19 protein-coding genes and 1 other annotated feature are annotated in these 17,271 nt (G+C 34.6%); all 19 genes read left to right on the top strand.

Annotated features, from left to right (window positions below):
- Positions 1-253: 253 nt before the first annotated feature.
- Complete coding sequence (murC, locus tag H1A07_RS07135) at positions 254-1,567, top strand: UDP-N-acetylmuramate--L-alanine ligase (protein ID WP_094495805.1); 1,314 nt, start codon at positions 254-256, stop codon at positions 1,565-1,567.
- A gap of 122 nt (positions 1,568-1,689) precedes the next feature.
- Positions 1,690-2,466, top strand: coding sequence for a sulfite exporter TauE/SafE family protein (locus H1A07_RS07130; protein WP_210144810.1), 777 nt, complete (start codon positions 1,690-1,692; stop codon positions 2,464-2,466).
- A 128-nt stretch (positions 2,467-2,594) separates the two neighbouring features.
- Entirely contained in the window at positions 2,595-2,726 is a 132-nt protein-coding gene (locus H1A07_RS10420; protein ID WP_275952018.1) for a hypothetical protein, read from the top strand.
- A gap of 102 nt (positions 2,727-2,828) precedes the next feature.
- The gene (polA, locus tag H1A07_RS07125) at positions 2,829-5,489 is read left to right on the top strand and encodes a DNA polymerase I (RefSeq protein ID WP_210144809.1); all 2,661 of its coding nucleotides are present in this window, start codon (positions 2,829-2,831) and stop codon (positions 5,487-5,489) included.
- Positions 5,490-5,504: 15 nt separating this feature from the next.
- Positions 5,505-6,335, top strand: a complete 831-nt coding sequence (gene mutM / locus H1A07_RS07120) for a DNA-formamidopyrimidine glycosylase (RefSeq protein ID WP_210144808.1) — start codon at positions 5,505-5,507, stop codon at positions 6,333-6,335.
- On the top strand, positions 6,332-6,928 hold the full coding sequence (gene coaE / locus H1A07_RS07115; protein ID WP_210144807.1) for a dephospho-CoA kinase: 597 nt from the start codon (positions 6,332-6,334) through the stop codon (positions 6,926-6,928). The genes mutM and coaE overlap by 4 nt, the downstream gene beginning before the upstream one ends.
- 5 nt (positions 6,929-6,933) lie before the next feature.
- Positions 6,934-7,398 (top strand): transcriptional regulator NrdR, encoded by a 465-nt coding sequence (gene nrdR / locus H1A07_RS07110; RefSeq protein WP_057719040.1) that lies wholly within the window; start codon positions 6,934-6,936, stop codon positions 7,396-7,398.
- A gap of 7 nt (positions 7,399-7,405) precedes the next feature.
- Positions 7,406-8,746, top strand: coding sequence for a DnaD domain protein (locus H1A07_RS07105; RefSeq protein ID WP_210144806.1), 1,341 nt, complete (start codon positions 7,406-7,408; stop codon positions 8,744-8,746).
- A 14-nt stretch (positions 8,747-8,760) separates the two neighbouring features.
- On the top strand, positions 8,761-9,660 hold the full coding sequence (gene dnaI / locus H1A07_RS07100; protein WP_210144805.1) for a primosomal protein DnaI: 900 nt from the start codon (positions 8,761-8,763) through the stop codon (positions 9,658-9,660).
- Between the two features lie 281 nt (positions 9,661-9,941).
- Complete coding sequence (gene thrS, locus H1A07_RS07095) at positions 9,942-11,873, top strand: threonine--tRNA ligase (RefSeq protein ID WP_210144804.1); 1,932 nt, start codon at positions 9,942-9,944, stop codon at positions 11,871-11,873.
- Between the two features lie 160 nt (positions 11,874-12,033).
- Positions 12,034-12,474, top strand: a complete 441-nt coding sequence (locus H1A07_RS07090) for a LytTR family DNA-binding domain-containing protein (protein ID WP_004893669.1) — start codon at positions 12,034-12,036, stop codon at positions 12,472-12,474.
- A complete protein-coding gene (locus tag H1A07_RS07085; protein WP_210144803.1) occupies positions 12,471-12,899 on the top strand; it encodes a DUF3021 domain-containing protein in 429 nt (142 codons plus the stop codon). Before H1A07_RS07090 ends, H1A07_RS07085 begins: the two co-directional genes overlap by 4 nt.
- 58 nt (positions 12,900-12,957) lie before the next feature.
- Positions 12,958-13,069 (top strand) — a sequence feature (ribosomal protein L20 leader region).
- 38 nt (positions 13,070-13,107) lie between these two features.
- On the top strand, positions 13,108-13,626 hold the full coding sequence (gene infC, locus H1A07_RS07080) for a translation initiation factor IF-3 (protein ID WP_057719034.1): 519 nt from the start codon (positions 13,108-13,110) through the stop codon (positions 13,624-13,626).
- Between the two features lie 18 nt (positions 13,627-13,644).
- On the top strand, positions 13,645-13,845 hold the full coding sequence (gene rpmI, locus H1A07_RS07075) for a 50S ribosomal protein L35 (RefSeq protein ID WP_003646917.1): 201 nt from the start codon (positions 13,645-13,647) through the stop codon (positions 13,843-13,845).
- Positions 13,846-13,878: 33 nt separating this feature from the next.
- On the top strand, positions 13,879-14,235 hold the full coding sequence (gene rplT, locus H1A07_RS07070) for a 50S ribosomal protein L20 (RefSeq protein ID WP_003646918.1): 357 nt from the start codon (positions 13,879-13,881) through the stop codon (positions 14,233-14,235).
- Between the two features lie 188 nt (positions 14,236-14,423).
- The gene (locus H1A07_RS07065; protein ID WP_094498730.1) at positions 14,424-14,942 is read left to right on the top strand and encodes a YqeG family HAD IIIA-type phosphatase; all 519 of its coding nucleotides are present in this window, start codon (positions 14,424-14,426) and stop codon (positions 14,940-14,942) included.
- Positions 14,939-16,048, top strand: a complete 1,110-nt coding sequence (gene yqeH / locus H1A07_RS07060) for a ribosome biogenesis GTPase YqeH (RefSeq protein WP_210144802.1) — start codon at positions 14,939-14,941, stop codon at positions 16,046-16,048. Before H1A07_RS07065 ends, yqeH begins: the two co-directional genes overlap by 4 nt.
- A complete protein-coding gene (locus H1A07_RS07055; RefSeq protein ID WP_210144801.1) occupies positions 16,048-16,674 on the top strand; it encodes a nicotinate-nucleotide adenylyltransferase in 627 nt (208 codons plus the stop codon). Before yqeH ends, H1A07_RS07055 begins: the two co-directional genes overlap by 1 nt.
- Positions 16,667-17,263, top strand: a complete 597-nt coding sequence (gene yqeK, locus H1A07_RS07050; protein ID WP_094498728.1) for a bis(5'-nucleosyl)-tetraphosphatase (symmetrical) YqeK — start codon at positions 16,667-16,669, stop codon at positions 17,261-17,263. The genes H1A07_RS07055 and yqeK overlap by 8 nt, the downstream gene beginning before the upstream one ends.
- Positions 17,264-17,271 lie beyond the last annotated feature (8 nt).

The raw sequence follows: 17,271 nt of genomic DNA, 5'->3' as shown, positions 1-17,271 counted from the left end.
GAGAAATTTTTTTGATGATTATCGTTTTGAGTTAGTAATTACATAAAGAAAGATTTGGCGCGGATTGATGATCTAAAACTACTTATATGTTAGGGCTTGAAAAAGAATTTTTGTAAATAAAAGAAAGTAGGGAGTAAGGATGAGCTAACTACTTTCTAATTAGAACATAACGTTGTGTTATGTTCTTTTTTTGTGCTAAAAATGGTAGAATTAAAACGAATATTTTGGCACAAACAATGGAGATAGTAATAATATGTTAGACAAAAATAAACAAATTTGGTTCATTGGCATTAAAGGAACTGGTATGGCATCCTTAGCTTTAGTTTTGCACGACTTAGGCTATAATGTTGCAGGTAGTGACATTGAAAAGTACACCTTTACTCAAGTTCCTCTTGAAAAAGCTGGTATTGAAGTAAAAAACTTTGACCCAAAAAATATTAAGAGCAATGCAGAACAAGTAATTGTTAAAGGAAATGCTTTTAAGCAAGATAATCCTGAAGTAGCAGCTTGCTTGGACAAAAATGTTGAATGGCAAAGCTATCCTGATACTGTTGAAGAAATTGTTCAGATGCATACTTCAATCGGAGTTTCTGGTACACATGGTAAGACTTCAACTACAAGTCTTTTATCACACGTTTTAGGTGAAGTTGCTCCTACTTCTTACTTAATTGGTGATGGTCGTGGTAAAGGAGTAGAGGGTTCACGTTTCTTTGTTTATGAAGCCGATGAATATCGTCGTCACTTCTTAGCATATCACCCAGACTACCAAATTATGACTAACATTGATTTTGATCACCCAGATTACTTTAAGGATCAAGCTGACTATACTAGTGCCTTCCAAACTGCTGCTGATCAAACTAAGAAGGCTCTCTTTGTTTGGGGAGACGACAAACGTCTTCAAAGTCTTAAGACTGATATTCCTAAATATACTTATGGCTTCAAAGATACTGATGACTTCCAAGCAGTTAATATTGAAAAGACTACTACTGGTTCTAAGTTCAATGTTTTAGCACATGGAAAAGATTTGGGTCGCTTTGAAATTCATTTATTTGGTGATCACAGTATTTTAAATACTACTGCTGTGATTGCAGTAGCTTATACTGAAAAAGTTCCAATGGAAGATATTAAGAAGGGACTTTTAACTTTCAAGGGTGCTAAGAGAAGATTTGCTGAAAAAGATTTTGGCGATGTTTCAGTAATTGATGATTATGCTCACCACCCAACAGAAATGCGTGCAACTATTCAAGCTGCCCGTCAAAAGTTCCCAGATAAAGAATTAGTGGTAGTTTTCCAACCACATACTTTCTCAAGAACTAAGAAATATCAAAAAGATTTTGAAGAAATTTTACGTGATGTAGACAAGGCTTACATTACTCCAATTTATGCTTCTGCACGTGAAGCAAGTGGGGATATTTCAAGTGAAGATTTAGTTAACAATATTCCTGGTTCAGAAGTAATTGATTTAGACAATATTGCTGATTTAACTAAGCATAAGAATGCTGTTGTAGTATTTATGGGTGCTGGTGACATTCCTAAGTATGAAGACGCATATGAAAAGTTACTATAATTAAATTAAACGCTCAATTCATATAATTAGAATTGAGCGTTTTTTGTCGTAATTGTTGGTTTGTAGTTGAAAGACTAATACAATGTAGACAGGGAATATTGTTAAGCATTGAGGCGTGAAGGATGTCAATTTTAGCAATTATAGAGATAATTTGTATTGGTCTAGTAACAGGGACTATCACTAGTTTAATTGGAGCGAGTGGTGTTACCATTGTTGTTCCTAGCTTAACGTTGCTTTTTGGAATTAATTCTCATTTAGCAATTGGAACGAGCTTATTAGTTGATGTGATTACAAGTATCGTTGTTTCAATTGATTATATCAAGCATAAGAATGTCAGGCTGCAGGCTAGTATTTGGATTACAGTAGGGTCAATTATTGGAGCTCAACTTGGAAGTCACTGGGCTGGGATAATCTCTGATACGAAACTAAGCGGTATTTTTGCGATAATGTTAATTATTTCAGGGATTTCGACGCTGCGAAAGAAGAACAATTCGTTTGATCCTAACAAAGGTGTTCATTTTAAGTCGAAATTTGCACAAACAATGGCATTACTAGGATTAGGCTTTGGTATTGGGATCATTAGTGGACTAGTTGGTGCTGGCGGCGGTGTGGTGGTGTTATTGACTATTATTTTTATTTTGCATTATCCAATGCATCAAGCTGTTGGAACCTCAACCGTTATTATGGCAATTACAGCATTATCATCATTATTAGGTTACGCAAGACAAGGCAATGTCGATTGGAAATATGGTCTTTGGATAGCGTTAGGCGCAGTTGTAGCAGGTATTATTGGTTCACGCTTTGCTAATAAAATTGATGAGCAAAAGCTCAATAAGGTTGTTGCTTGGGTCTTTATAGGTTTAGGAATTATTATGATTGGGATGAAATTTATTCGTTGAAATCATCAAAGGTCGAAAAAGAGAAACGTTTAAGTACGTTTCTCTTTTTTAGCGGTTAAGATCAATTATAAAAGAGTTTAAGTCACCACGATAAGTAGCAGTCGAATATTCGATCAACTGGTTCTTATTTGTCTAGCCCAGATTTAGAAAATTATCGTAAAGAATTAAGCCTTGATGAAAATTCAAGAATCATTGTCTTAAGTACTGAAGGTGGTACTGATAATTATCGTGAAGTTGGTGATGAAAATAATCCACTTTAGGTATTTAAGTACTAAAGCAAAGTAGATAATTAAATGATGTATCAAAAACTGTTAAAATAGTTAAGAGACTATTTGACAGTTTTTTTATTTAAGGAGAAAAATATGGCACAAAAGAAATTGCTTTTAATTGACGGAAATTCAGTGGCCTTTCGTGCCTTTTATGCTTTGTACCGTCAGTTAGATAGATTTACTAGTCCAGACGGTTTGCATACAAATGCAATTTTTACTTTTAAGAATATGCTTGATGCAATTATGAAGCAGACAAAGCCGACTAATGTCTTAGTTGCTTTTGATGCTGGAAAAGTTACTTTTAGAACCAAGATGTATCAAGATTATAAGGGTGGTCGACAAAAAACTCCAAGTGAATTATCGGAGCAACTTCCTGTTATCCGTGAATTGCTTAAAGATTTAGGAATTAAGAGTTATGAACTAAAAAATTATGAAGCAGATGATATTATTGGGACCCTTTCAAAGATGGGTGAAGATGCAGGATATACAGTTGATGTTGTAACTGGAGATCGAGACTTGACACAACTTGCTTCTGATAAGACAACCGTTTTAATTACTAAAAACGGTGTTGGTGATACAGAAGCCTATACGCCAGAACATATGAAAGAAGTTAATGGTGTTACTCCGACAGAGTTTATTGATATGAAGGCTTTGATGGGTGATAATTCTGATAATTACCCTGGTGTAACAAAGGTCGGTCCTAAGACTGCTTCACGCTTAATTCAAAAATATGGTTCAGTTGAAAAACTTTATGAACATGTGGATGAAATGAAGAAGTCCAAGTTAAAAGAGAATTTAATTAACGATAAAGACAAGGCCTTTTTAGCTAAAAAATTAGCAACTATTGATCGTGATTCTCCTGTTGCAGTTACTTTAGCTGATACTAAACTTCAAGATCCAAACATTGAAGACTTGCGTAACTTGTATGAACGGTTAGGATTCAAGAAATTTTTAGCTGAGTTAGGTGCGTCTGCTACTAATAGTAATAAACAAGAAATTGAAAAATATGAATATCTTGAATTAACTAAAGAAAATATTGTCGAATTGGACGGTATTAATGAAAAAGGAGTTACTTTTTATTTAGCAATGTTGGGTGATAATTATCATTTAGCACCGTTAGAAGGATTTTCATTAAAAGTTGGTAATAAGATTTATGTTTCAAAAGACGTTGTTTTATTGCAAGAAAATCCGCTTCGTCAAATGCTAGAAGATAAGAATATTAAAAAGAATGTTTTTGATATTAAACGTACTTATGTAGGCTTGAATCGACTAGGCATTAAAGCTGAAGGGCTAGATTATGATATGCTTTTAGCCTCTTATCTGGTTAATAATGAAAATAATTCCAATGATCTTGGTGAAGTAGCCCATCTATATGACGATTATTCAGTTAAGACCGATTTAGAGGTTTATGGTAAGGGTAAAAAGCAAGCTGTTCCAGAAGATGGAGAATTTTTTGAACATTTGTCCGCAAAAGTTGCTGTAATTGAAAAGCTAAAAGAGCCGCTTCTTGCAAAATTAAAAGATCATGAACAAGATGACTTATATGAAACAATCGAAATTCCAGTTGCTTTTGTTTTAGCAAAGATGGAGATTACTGGGATTAAGGCTGAAGCATCAGTTTTGAATCAACTTGGTAATGAATTCGCCATTAAATTACAAGAATTAGAGCAAAGGATTTATCAACAGGCTGGTGAAGAATTTAACTTGAACTCACCTAAGCAGTTGGGTCATATTCTGTTTGAAAAGTTGGATTTGCCACCAATTAAAAAGACTAAGACGGGATATTCAACCTCAGTTGAAGTTTTAGAGCAATTGAAGATGAAGAGTCCAATCGTTTCAGAAATTTTAGACTATCGTCAAATTGCTAAGATTCAAAATACATATGTCAAAGGATTGCTTGAATGTATTCAGCCAGATGGTAGAATTCACACACGTTACTTACAAACATTAACAGCTACCGGTCGACTTTCTTCAGTTGATCCTAACTTGCAAAACATTCCAACTAGAACAGACGAAGGAAAACAAATTCGAAAGGCTTTTGTTCCATCAACTAAAGATGGATATATTTTCTCTTGTGATTATTCACAAGTTGAATTAAGAGTACTAGCTCATGTTTCTGGTGATGAACATATGCAGGAAGCCTTTAAGTCGGGGTATGATATTCACGCGCATACTGCAATGAAAATTTTCCATTTGGACTCACCTGATGAAGTAACGCCATTAATGCGTAGACATGCTAAAGCTGTTAACTTTGGTATCGTTTACGGTATTTCAGACTATGGCTTATCTAAAAACTTAGGTATTAGTCGTAAGCAAGCTAAGACGTTTATTGAAAATTACTTTGAACAATATCCACAAATTAAAAATTATATGGATGAAGCAATTAAAAAAGCGCGTGAAAATGGTTATGCAGAAACTATTATGCATAGAAGACGCTATTTGCCAGACATTCATTCTAAGAACTTTAATGTAAGAAGTTTTGCGGAAAGAACTGCGATTAATTCACCAATTCAGGGATCAGCAGCTGATATCATTAAGATTGCTATGATTAACATGCAGAAAAAACTTGATGAATTACATTTAAAGACTAAGATGGTTTTGCAAGTACACGATGAATTGATTTTTGATGTACCTAAGGATGAACTAGATACAATTAAGAAGATTGTGCCAGAGGTTATGCAATCAGCTGTAAAATTAGATGTACCTTTGATTGCTGATTCAAACTGGGGTCATAATTGGTATGATGCAAAATAAAAAGTAGGTGATTTGATGCCAGAAATGCCAGAAGTTGAAACGGTCAGGAGGACTTTAACGCCATTAGTTAAAGGAAAAACAATTGAAAAAATTGTTGTTTGGTATCCTAAAATTATAGTTAATGATCCAGATGAGTTTGTTAAAAAACTGACAAATAAGAAAATCTTGAAGATTGATCGTTATGGTAAATACTTACTGTTTAGATTTAATGATGACTTAACAATGGTGTCACATTTGCGCATGGAAGGTAAATATCATTTAGTTACTCCAGATGCTCCTAAGCAAAAGCATGAACATGTGGAATTTATCTTTACAGATGGAACAGCTTTACGATATGACGATGTGCGAAAGTTTGGAAGAATGCATTTAGTCGAGACTGGAACAGAACGCCAGACGACTGGAATTCGACACTTAGGACCTGAACCAAATACTGATGAGTTTAGTCTTGAATATTTTAGGGATGCATTAAGTAAAAAAAGGAAAAATATCAAGAATACAATTTTAGATCAGACAGTAGTTTGCGGATTAGGTAATATTTATGTTGATGAAGTGTTGTGGCAGAGTAAAATTCATCCCCTAAGTAGCGCTAAAAAAATACCATCCGATAAGGTGGCTGATTTATATCGAAATATTAATCATACAATTGCTGTAGCAACTAAAGAACGCGGTACAACTGTTCATACTTATTTAGATGCAAATGGAGAAACTGGTGGTTATCAAAATATGCTTCAAGTTTATGGTCATGCAGGTGAACAGTGTAGCAGCTGCGGTACTGTTTTAGAAAAGATTAAAGTAAACGGACGTGGCACTACTTTTTGTTCACATTGTCAGGTGTTGTACAAATGACATATTTTTTAGGTTTAACTGGTGGAATTGCCAGTGGTAAAAGTACGGCTGATGACTTTTTCAAAAAGAAAAATATTCCAATTATTGATTCCGACTTGATTGCCCATAAGATAATGGAAGTTGGACAAGCTGGGTATCAGGCTGTTGTTGACTATTTTGGATCAAAGATTCTTACTGATAATCAAACAATCAATCGTCGCAAGTTAGGTGAGATAGTTTTTAACGATCAAGCTAAGTTAAAGAAGCTTAACAGTTTAACCCACCCACTTGTTCATCAAGAAATTAAACGACAGATGGAGCACTATCGTTTAAATCAAGAAAAATTGGTTGTAATTGATGTGCCATTACTATTTGAATCTGGCTTTGAAAGTTTATGTGATGGAGTATTAGTTATTTCGATTTCTCCAGAGTTGCAGCTTAAGCGACTGATGAAGAGGAATAATTTCACTGAAAAAGAAGCTTTAAGTAGAATAAATAATCAAATGCCACTAAGTGAAAAAGAAAAAAGAGCTACCTATGTTGTAGCGAATACTGGTACAATAAATGATTTAGAGAAAAGATTATCCGATTTATTACAAAAGATAGGCAGGTAGAGAAGATGGAATGTCCAAACTGTCACAAGAATGCTTCAAGAGTAATTGATTCTCGTCCAAGCGATGAAAACAGAGCAATTAGACGACGTAGAGAATGTGAAAATTGTGGTTTTCGGTTTACTACTTTTGAAAGGGTAGAGCGATCACCTTTATTAGTAATCAAAAATGATGGGACTCGTGAGGCCTTTAACCGCGATAAAATTTTGCATGGTGTAGTGATGGCTGCGCAGAAAAGACCGATTTCAAGTGAGCAATTAGATACTTTAGTTGACCATGTAGAAAATGAAATTCGTAAGCAAGGTCTTAATGAGATTTCATCTAAAGATATTGGTAATTTAGTGATGAAAGAGTTAGCTAATTTAGATGATGTAGCTTACATTCGTTTTGCAAGTATTTACCGTCAATTTAAAGATGTTTCAGGATTTATGGAAGCCATGGAAGATATGATGGCTAAACATGATAAGGAGTAGGTAGCCTGTGTTTGAAAGTGCTGACCCTAAGCAGCCTTTTTATGTGGCTAATCAAATAGCTGTTAGTGAGGAAAATATTAAGGTTCTAACAACTCTTTTTGAACCCTTAGTAGGAATTCAAGGAGTGGGATTATACATAACTTTAACAAAGGAATTTGATGAAGTGCCTTTTGCTAAAGATTATAAAACCTTATATCAACTTCAAGATCAGACAAATCTAAAATTAGAGGATTTATTTTCTACATTGCATCATTTAGAAGCGACAGGTTTAGTTAAGACTTTTTTAGGTTCAAACCCTGTTCTAGGCGAAGTATTAATTTTTGAAGTTGAAAAAGTTCCTTCAGCAGGTGAATTTTTTCATACCTTTTTACTTTCAAGTTTATTACTTGAACGTGTAGGGAATGTAGCATTTAATCGTTTAGTAAAGAAATTTACACCACGTACTTTTGTCGGTTTAAAAGATGCTAAAGAGGTTACTAGTGGATTTTTTGATGTATTTCATTTAAGTGCTGAAAGTGCGATTGATGCTCCTGTCGAAGTTAAAGAAGCAGCTGGCGAAGTTCCTAAGGATAATAAGAGCGAAATAAAGCTGGGCAATGAACCAGTAAAAATTGATTGGAACTTTTTGGTAGACCTATTTGCGAGCTATCACATCGATAAGGGCGAAGTTTTAAAGCATCAAGTCGAAATTAAACAGATTATTGATTTTTATCATCTAACAGAGCAAGAATTTGTGGATACGGCTTTAATTACTATGTCAGCTGGTTCAGAAAAACTGAATATGTATGCAATTCAAAACGCTGTTAACGAGAACTTCGGACTTAATCGCAATAAAAAGATGGTTAAAAAGCAATTGCAACAAGTTCCTAAAGATGCGGATAGGACTATTAAGAAATTGTCCCAATCAGATGCAGATTTACTGAAGGCTATAGATAGTAAAGTGCCAACTGATTACTTGTATGAACTAAAAGAGAAAAAGGGTGGCTATGTAACTGCAAATGAAAAGAAAGTTATTTTTCGTTTACAAGATCAAATGGGACTAACTCCGCCTTTAATTAATATGATTGTTTATGCATGTTTTGAATATGATGCTGTATTGACCGCTAATCTTGCAGACCGAATTGCTAATGATTGGCTTCAGCAAGGAATTACTACACCAGCTGAAGCAATTGCCTATCTAAAAGAAAGAAAGAATACGCGCAAGCGTCAGTATTATCGTGCACCTAAAAAGACTGTGCGTAAAACAACTGATTGGTCGAAGTATGAAAAGCAGAATCAGACTAAGAGAAAAACAATGTCTGCTGAAGAAAGAAACCGAATTTTTCGCGAATTTGGTAAAAATGAATAGGAAGTGTTGTACTGATGGAAGATATTTCTAAAGTAATTACACGAATTTTGAAAAAACGAAAATTAGATGAGGATGGTCAAAAAATTGCTAGAACGGCAATAAAGCATCCAAGTGTTCAGACATTTTTTAAACAAAATAAGGATAAATTAAATAAGGAAATTGTCCAGGCTTCGCTTCCTACAATTTTTAACTATGTTGAGCAGATTAAGGCGCCAAATCCTGTGATGAAGGGATACAAGCCTAGACTTTTTCTTAACGGTAATGTAATTGATATTACTTATGTGCCTACTCAGGACAAATTAGATTCTGAGGCGAAAGCACGTGCAGAGCGCAGGATTGAATTAATTGATTTACCAGGTAAACTGCGTCATGTCGAATTAGCAAATATCGATTCAACACCAGAACGTGATGCAGTTTTGGATGAAGTAGCCTTGTTTTTAGCTAATTTTAAGAAAAATAAGCATATCAAAGGATTATATCTAACTGGAGATTTTGGCGTTGGTAAAACTTATATTTTAGCTGGTCTTGCTAATGCTATTGCTCGTCAAGGAAGCCGAGTAGTCTTTCTACATGTACCATCTTTTATAGCTAGTTTAGGAAGTCATTTTCAAGATAATAGCCTAAATGATGAAATTGATCGTATTGCTTCTGCTCCCGTTTTAATTTTTGACGATATTGGAGCAGAAACATTAAGTGAATGGTCGCGTGACGATGTTTTAGGTGTGATTTTACAAAAACGTATGGATAATGTCTTACCAACCTTTTTTAGCTCAAATATGACCATGGATGGCTTAATGGAGCACTTTGCTGAAATACGAAATAACGTAGATGAAGTGAAAGCCAAACGATTAATGGAGCGAGTTCGTTTTTTGAGTAAAGAAGTTTTTGTTGGTGGTAAAAATCGTAGAAATTAATTTAAAATTTCTCTTGCATCTCTTCGATGAGCTAGTATAATGAAAGTCAATGAAAGACATGATTTTCTTCAACTCAGAGACAGGAGCCTAGTTCTGGAAGCTCCTGATTAGAAGAGAACCCCAATTTCATTCCTGAAATTTTTTATATTTGGCTAGGTACCATTAACGACCTTTAGAGGAATTAATTTTTACGATTAATTCGAATTTCGGGTGGAACCACGTATTTTAACGTCCCAGCACTATTTTTAGTGCTGGGATTTTTTATTTGGAGGTAAAATTTTATGAGTTTTTCTGTAACTTTGCCAGACGGCTCAAAGAAAGATTTTGACAAGGCAGTTTCTGTTAAGGAATTAGCATCTTCTATTGCTACTTCTCTAGGAAAAGCTGCTGTTGGTGCAAAAATTAATGGCGTAATGAAGCCTTTAGATTATGTTGTTGATGAAGATGTTGAAGCAGCTATTATTACTGATAAGGATGAAGAAGGTTTAGATATTTTACGTGCTACTGCCGCATTCTTACTTGAAGCTGTTGCAAAGCGTAAGTACCCAGAATTACGTTTAGGTATGCATGAAGCAGATGAAGGTGGCTTCTTTGTAGATACTGATAAGGAAGATCAAATTAAGATCACTGAATTACCAGAACTTGAAAAAGAAATGCAAAAAGCTATCAAGAATGGCGAAAAGATTGAATACACTTCAATGAAGAAGAGCGAATTGGAAGATATCTTTAAAGATGACCAATTCAAGTTAGATCTTTTGAAAGATGAAAAGGACGAAGTGGCAGTTTATAAATTAGGTGACTTTGTAGACTTTGGTTTTGATGCTTTATTGCCAAACACTGGTAAAATTAAGAACTTCAAGTTGTTATCTGTTGCTGGTGCATACTGGTTAGGCAAGTCTTCTAACCCAATGCTTCAAAGAATTTTTGGTACTGCATTCTTCAAGAAGGCTGCTTTAGATGAAGACTTGAAGCGCCGTGCTGAAATTAAAGAAAGAGACCACAGAACTATTGGTAGAGATTTAGACTTGTTCTTTGTTGATCCTAAAGTTGGTGCTGGTCTTCCTTACTGGATGCCAAAGGGTGCAACTATTCGTCGCGTTGTTGAAAGATACATTGTTGATAAAGAAGTTGCTGATGGTTATGAACATGTTTATACTCCAGTTTTAATGAACGTAGATGCTTACAAGACTTCTGGTCACTGGGCACACTATCGTGATGACATGTTCCCACCAATGGATATGGGTGACGGCGAAATGCTTGAACTTCGTCCAATGAACTGTCCTTCACATATTCAAATTTATAAGCACCACATCCGTTCATACCGTGAATTACCAATCCGTATTGCTGAATTAGGTATGATGCACAGATACGAGAAGTCTGGTGCTTTATCAGGTCTTCAACGTGTACGTGAAATGACTCTAAACGATGGTCACACTTTTGTAGCATTAGATCAAATTCGTGAAGAATTTGCTAAAGTTTTGAAGTTAATCATGGACGTATACAAGGACTTTGACATTACTGATTACTACTTCAGACTTTCATACCGTGATCCAAAGAATACTGACAAGTACTACGCAAATGACGAAATGTGGGAAAGATCTCAATCAATGCTTAAAGCAGCTATGGATGATCTTGGTCTTGACTATGTTGAAGCTGAAGGTGAAGCTGCTTTCTACGGTCCTAAGCTTGATATTCAAACTAAGACTGCTTTGGGTAATGATGAAACTATGTCAACTATCCAACTTGACTTCATGCTTCCAGAAAGATTTGGCTTAACTTATGTTGGTCAAGATGGAGAAGAACACCGTCCAGTTATGATTCACCGTGGTATTGTTGGTACTATGGAAAGATTTATTGCTTACTTAACTGAAATCTACAAGGGTGCATTCCCAACTTGGCTTGCCCCAGTTCAAGCTGAAATTATCCCAGTTAACGAAGAAGCTCACGGTGCATATGCTGACAAGGTTCGTGAAGAATTAGCTAAGCGTGGATTCAGAGCAGAAGTAGACCACAGAAATGAAAAACTTGGCTACAAGATTCGTGAATCACAAACTCAAAAAGTACCTTACACTTTGGTTTTAGGTGATGAAGAAATGAACGCAAATGGTGTTAACGTTCGTCGCTACGGTACTGAAGAACAAATTTCTAAGAGTTTAGATGAATTCATCAATGAAATTGATGCTGATGTTAAGTCATACTCAAGAGAAAAATAATTGATGAAATAAGACAAATGAAAAATAAGAGAGGATTTAATCCTCCCTTATTTTTTTACCCAAAAATACCATTCACCGTGATATTTATACCATTTACCGAAAATTTATAGCTAAAAAATTTTAAGTCGATATACTGTTAATAATTAATCAAGCAGGAGGGATGAGCGTGAAAGTAAAGTTTAATATTGATAAAAATTTTAAAGAAGAAAGAGCAGAATTTTGGTTACATAAAATGACAAACAAAATAAACAGTATTGCTCAAGAACTAAATAATGAGAATGATTTTGTTTGGTGTTATCGAAGAGGTGATATGTTTCCGGTTAAGTTTTCTAAAATAGATTTGATTCAAGTTGAAAATGAAAAGACTTATGTTTATACAGAAGAAAATGTTTATCTATTTAAAGGGCGACTATATCAAATTAATAAATTATTGCCAGCTGATTTTGTTGCTGTTTCAAGAAGCTCAGTAATTAATTACCACAGACTTGATCATTTGGAGATTTTAAGTAATGGAAATATTGATGCGAGCTTAAAAAATAAAATGACTGTGCAAGTATCACGAAGAAAGATTAGAACTTTGAAAGAGAGGTTAGGAATATGAAATATCTAAGAAATATTTTGATTAGTGGATTAATTGGGATCGGAATAGGGATGATTTGGCTCTTAGTCGAATTATTATTTTCTATGAATAGCAATAATTTACATTCAGTAACTATTTCAGGAACAGAACTCGCATTTTGGATTGTTGCAGCTTTTGTGATTGGTGTCTTCTTTTATTTAGCAGGCTTAATTTTTCAAAAGGATAATTGGTCTTTGAGAAAGCAATTCGTCATTAATTTCTTTGTTTGTTTTGTGGCGTGGACATTTTTTGAATTAATGATAAATAATTTTTCTCTTTCTTTTGGCTTGTTTTTTGGAATTATAGTTAGCTTTGTAATTATGTATGCAATTGCTTATGGTAGTTATTTTTTTAAGTTAAATAGAGATATTAGTAAAATTAACCAAAAATTGAAACAAGTAAAATAAACCGTTGTATTTAATTAGTTCTTGACGTAAATTAATTAGATGGTATAATTTAGAAGTTGAGAACAAGAAGAAGCACCCGCTTCTCGCCTAAGTTGATATACCTCTGGGCTGATCGATAATATCTGTTGATTAAAAGCGGGCGTTAACTTTGCCCGCTTTTTTCTTGTCCTCGAAATTAACGTGGAGGTGAATACTCATACCAAGAAATATGATCTTAAACGAAGATATTCGTGCTCGTGAGGTTCGTTTAATTGGAGTTGACGGCCAACAAGTTGGTGTTGTATCCAAGAATGAAGCTTTACGTAAAGCAGCCGATGCTGACCTTGATTTGGTTTTGCTTTCTCCTAATGCTAAGCCACCTGTTGCTAGAATTATGGATTACGGAAAATTCCGTTTTGAACAACAAAAGAAAGCCAAAGAAAACCGTAAGAATCAAAAGGTTATGGCTGTTAAAGAAATCCGTTTAAGTCCAACAATCGAAGGTAATGACTTTGACACTAAGTTAAAGCATGTTCGTAAATTCTTGACCAAAGGCGCTAAAGTTAGAGTTTCTATTCGCTTTAGAGGTCGAGCAATTACTCACAAGGAGTTAGGTAAACAGGTCTTAGAAAAGATGGCCGAAGAAGCTAGTGACTTATCTAATGTAGTTACTAAGCCTAAGATGGAAGGTCGTTCAATGTTCTTAATGCTTGCTCCATTAAGTGAGAAAGACAAAAAGAAAAAGTAGTTAATTGGAGGAATAGATATGCCAAAGCAAAAAACACACCGCGCTTCAGCAAAGCGTTTCAAGAGAACTGCTAATGGTGGTTTAAAGCGTCACCATGCTTACACTGGACACCGTTTCCACGGTAAGACTAAGAAACAACGTCGTCATTTGAGAAAAGCTGCTATGGTTTCAGCAAGTGACTTAAAGCGCATCAAACAGATGCTTTCCCAAATGCGTTAATTATTTAGAAGACTTTTTGAGGAGGAATTTTAGATGCCAAGAACTAAAGGTGGAACCGTAACACGCGCTCGTCGTAAGAAGATCATGAAGTTAGCCAAGGGTTACCGTGGCTCAAAACACTTACAATTTAAAGCAGCAAGTACTCAAGTATTTGTATCACGTAAATATGCATTCCGTGACCGTAAGAAGCGTAAGAGTGAATTCAGAAAATTATGGATTGCTCGTATCAATGCTGCTGCAAGACAAAATGGTCTTTCATACTCTAAGTTAATGCACGGCTTAAAGGTAGCTGGTATTGACATGAACCGTAAGATGTTAGCTGACATTGCTTACAACGATGAAAAAGCTTTTGCTGATTTAGCAGATGCTGCTAAGAAGGCTTTGAACTAAGAATATTAAAAATGCTCCGCTTTAGCGGAGCATTTTTTCTCATTTTAATTAAAGATATAGAGTAAATATTTCTTTTCTTGATCTGAAGCAAAAAATAAAAGTCAAATTTAATTTTTCAATCATCAAATGTTTCTAAAGATTAAAGATTTCTGATACTATAGATATGAGAAAAAAGTGGAGATTTTTTAATGTTGTTTAGACCTCGTTATACAATAGATACTATCTATAATTTAGATCCAAAGCAGTTGAAAAAGATGGGAATTAAGGCCGTTTTTAGTGATTTAGACAATACGTTATTAGCTTGGAATAAGTCTGATACTGCAGTTGAAATGGATCAACTTAATCAGCGTTTAGCTAAATATGGGATTCAGTTAGTTGTTATCTCGAATAATAATTCTGAACGTATTGGAAAAGTTTTGAATCCATATCATATTTCTTTTATTGCAAAGGCTAGAAAGCCTCTTCCCATTGGTATCAATAAGGAATTGAAAGAATTAAATTTAAAAAAAGATCAGGTTTTAATGGTAGGAGACCAGTTGATTACAGATATCCAAGCTGGAAATTTGGCTGGAGTAGCTACGGTACTAGTTAAACCATTAGTTGAAACTGATAAATGGAATACAAGAATTAATCGTTTCTTTGAAAAATTTATTTTTTTCTTTTTGAATTTAAAAAAGCCAGTAGTTTTTAAGGAGAAATTAGAATGAGTGAAGAATTACGTTGTATTGGTTGTGGAAGTGTATTGCAAGATCAAGATCCTAAAAAGTCGGGTTATTTGCCATCTTCTGCCTTAAAGAAAGCCTTAGAAAGTGATGATAATGAAGTATATTGTCAACGTTGTTTTAGGTTAAGGCATTATAATGAAATTATGCCAGTAGAAGAGAATAATGATGACTTTCTAGCTTTGCTTAATTCAATTAGTCAAAAAAAGGCTTTGGTGGTTAATGTAGTTGACCTATTTGATTTTAGTAACTCATTAATTTCATCAATTAAACGTTTTATTGGTGGAAATGAATATATTTTGGTAGGAAATAAAGTAGATTTATTTCCTAAAAATTCAAAAGAATCAAAAATCAAAGACTGGATGCGCCAAGAAGCTAATCGAAACGGTTTGAAGCCAGAAAAGATCTTTTTAGTTTCAGCTGCTAAGAAGAAAAACTTGGAAGACTTAATGGCTTTTTTGGCTAAGAAGGGTGAAAAGAAAGATATTTACTTTATTGGAACAACCAATGTAGGTAAATCAACTTTGATTAATGCAATCATTAATATGAATAGTGATTTAAAGGATGTAATTACTACTTCTAAGTTCCCTGGGACAACTTTAGATGAAATTAAGATTCCACTTTCTAATGAGCACTATTTGATTGATACACCCGGAATTTTGAATGCTAACCAATTAGCTAGTCATTTAAGTGGAAAAGAGCTTGAAGTGGTTGAACCAAAAAAGCCATTAAAGCCCGCAACTTATCAGCTTTTACCAGGACAAACAATTTTCTTAGCTGGTTTAGGACGCTTTGATTATGTTGATGGACCTTCAGCTGGTTTTACTATTTATGTGGCTCGAGATCTTTATGTTCATAGAACGAAAACGGAGAATGCAGATGCCTTTTATGAAAAACATAAAGATGATTTGCTTCTTCCGCCAAGAAAAGAAGATAATTTAGGACCTTTGAAGGGCCAAACTTTTTCACCAAAAGAAAAAAGCGATATTTTATTTGGGGGCGTAGGTTTTATTACAACGCCAGCTGACGTTGTCGTTAAGGCTTATACTCCAGAAGGAATTGGTTTAGGGATCAGAAGAGCGTTAATATAATGCAGTGTGTTGTAAAAGAAAAATCGGAAGTAAAATTTGAACCAGCAACAAGTTCTGCTCAGCAAATTGGAATTATGGGTGGAACTTTTAATCCGATTCATATGGCTCATTTAGTTATGGCAGAACAGGTTAGAAAGCAGCTTCATTTAGATGAAATATGGTTTATCCCAAATAATACGCCACCTCATAAGCAATTAGCGGGGAATGTGAGTGCAAAAGATCGTTGTGCTATGCTCGAATTAGCTACGCATGATAATCCCTATTTCCATGTTAAATTATTTGAAATTATGCGAGGCGGTACGTCATATACAGTTGATACGTTACGCTATTTGAAAAAGAGGGCACCACGTAATCAGTACTATTTGATTATGGGCAGCGATGAAGTAAATGATTTTGAAAATTGGCGTGAGCCTGAAACAATCGCTTTGTTGTCTACCTTAGTTGGGGTTAGAAGGCCAAACTATCCGCAAAATCCAAGTTTTCCAATGATTTGGGTTGATGCACCTAATTTAGATATTTCATCTTCTTTAATTCGTCAAAACATAACTACTGGCAATTCTATTCGCTACCTAGTACCCGAAAGTGTACGATTATATATTGAATCAAGAGGCTTATATCGTGAATGAAATTAATTTTGTTAATACTTATTCCTCGTTAACTTCTGACGAAATTATTGCTAAAGAAAAAAGCAACATGGATGAAAAGAGATTTAAACACTGTATTGGCGTAAGTCAGACTAGCCGTAAGTTAGCTAAGCTTAATAATTATGATCCCGATAAGGCAGCCTTAGCTGGCTTCATCCATGATTATGCCAAACAAGTAGCGCCAGAACGGTTTATTAAGGTAATTAAAGAACAAAATTTTGATCCAGATCTGCTTAACTATAATCGTGCTATTTGGCATGGAATTGTTGGAGCATATTTTATTGAAAAAGAATTAAAGATAACTGATCCAGAAATTTTGACGGCTATTAGACGTCATACAACTGCTGATGTTGAAATGACTACATTAGATAAAATAGTTTTTGTAGCGGATTTTATTGAACCGGGCCGTGATTTTTCTGGTGTAGAAGAGGCGCGTAAGATAGCTTATGCCAATTTAGATGATGGAGTAGGTTTTGAATTAGCGCATACGCTTGACTTTTTAATAACTAATAGAAAAAAGATTTATCCTAAAACTTTTGCTGCATATAACAAATGGTCTGTAAAGGATTAGGATTTGAA

The organism is Lactobacillus taiwanensis, from assembly GCF_017894345.1.
Lineage (GTDB): Bacteria > Bacillota > Bacilli > Lactobacillales > Lactobacillaceae > Lactobacillus > Lactobacillus taiwanensis.
Note: the sequence above shows the minus strand (reverse complement) of the source record. Positions and strands in the feature narration are given on the sequence as shown.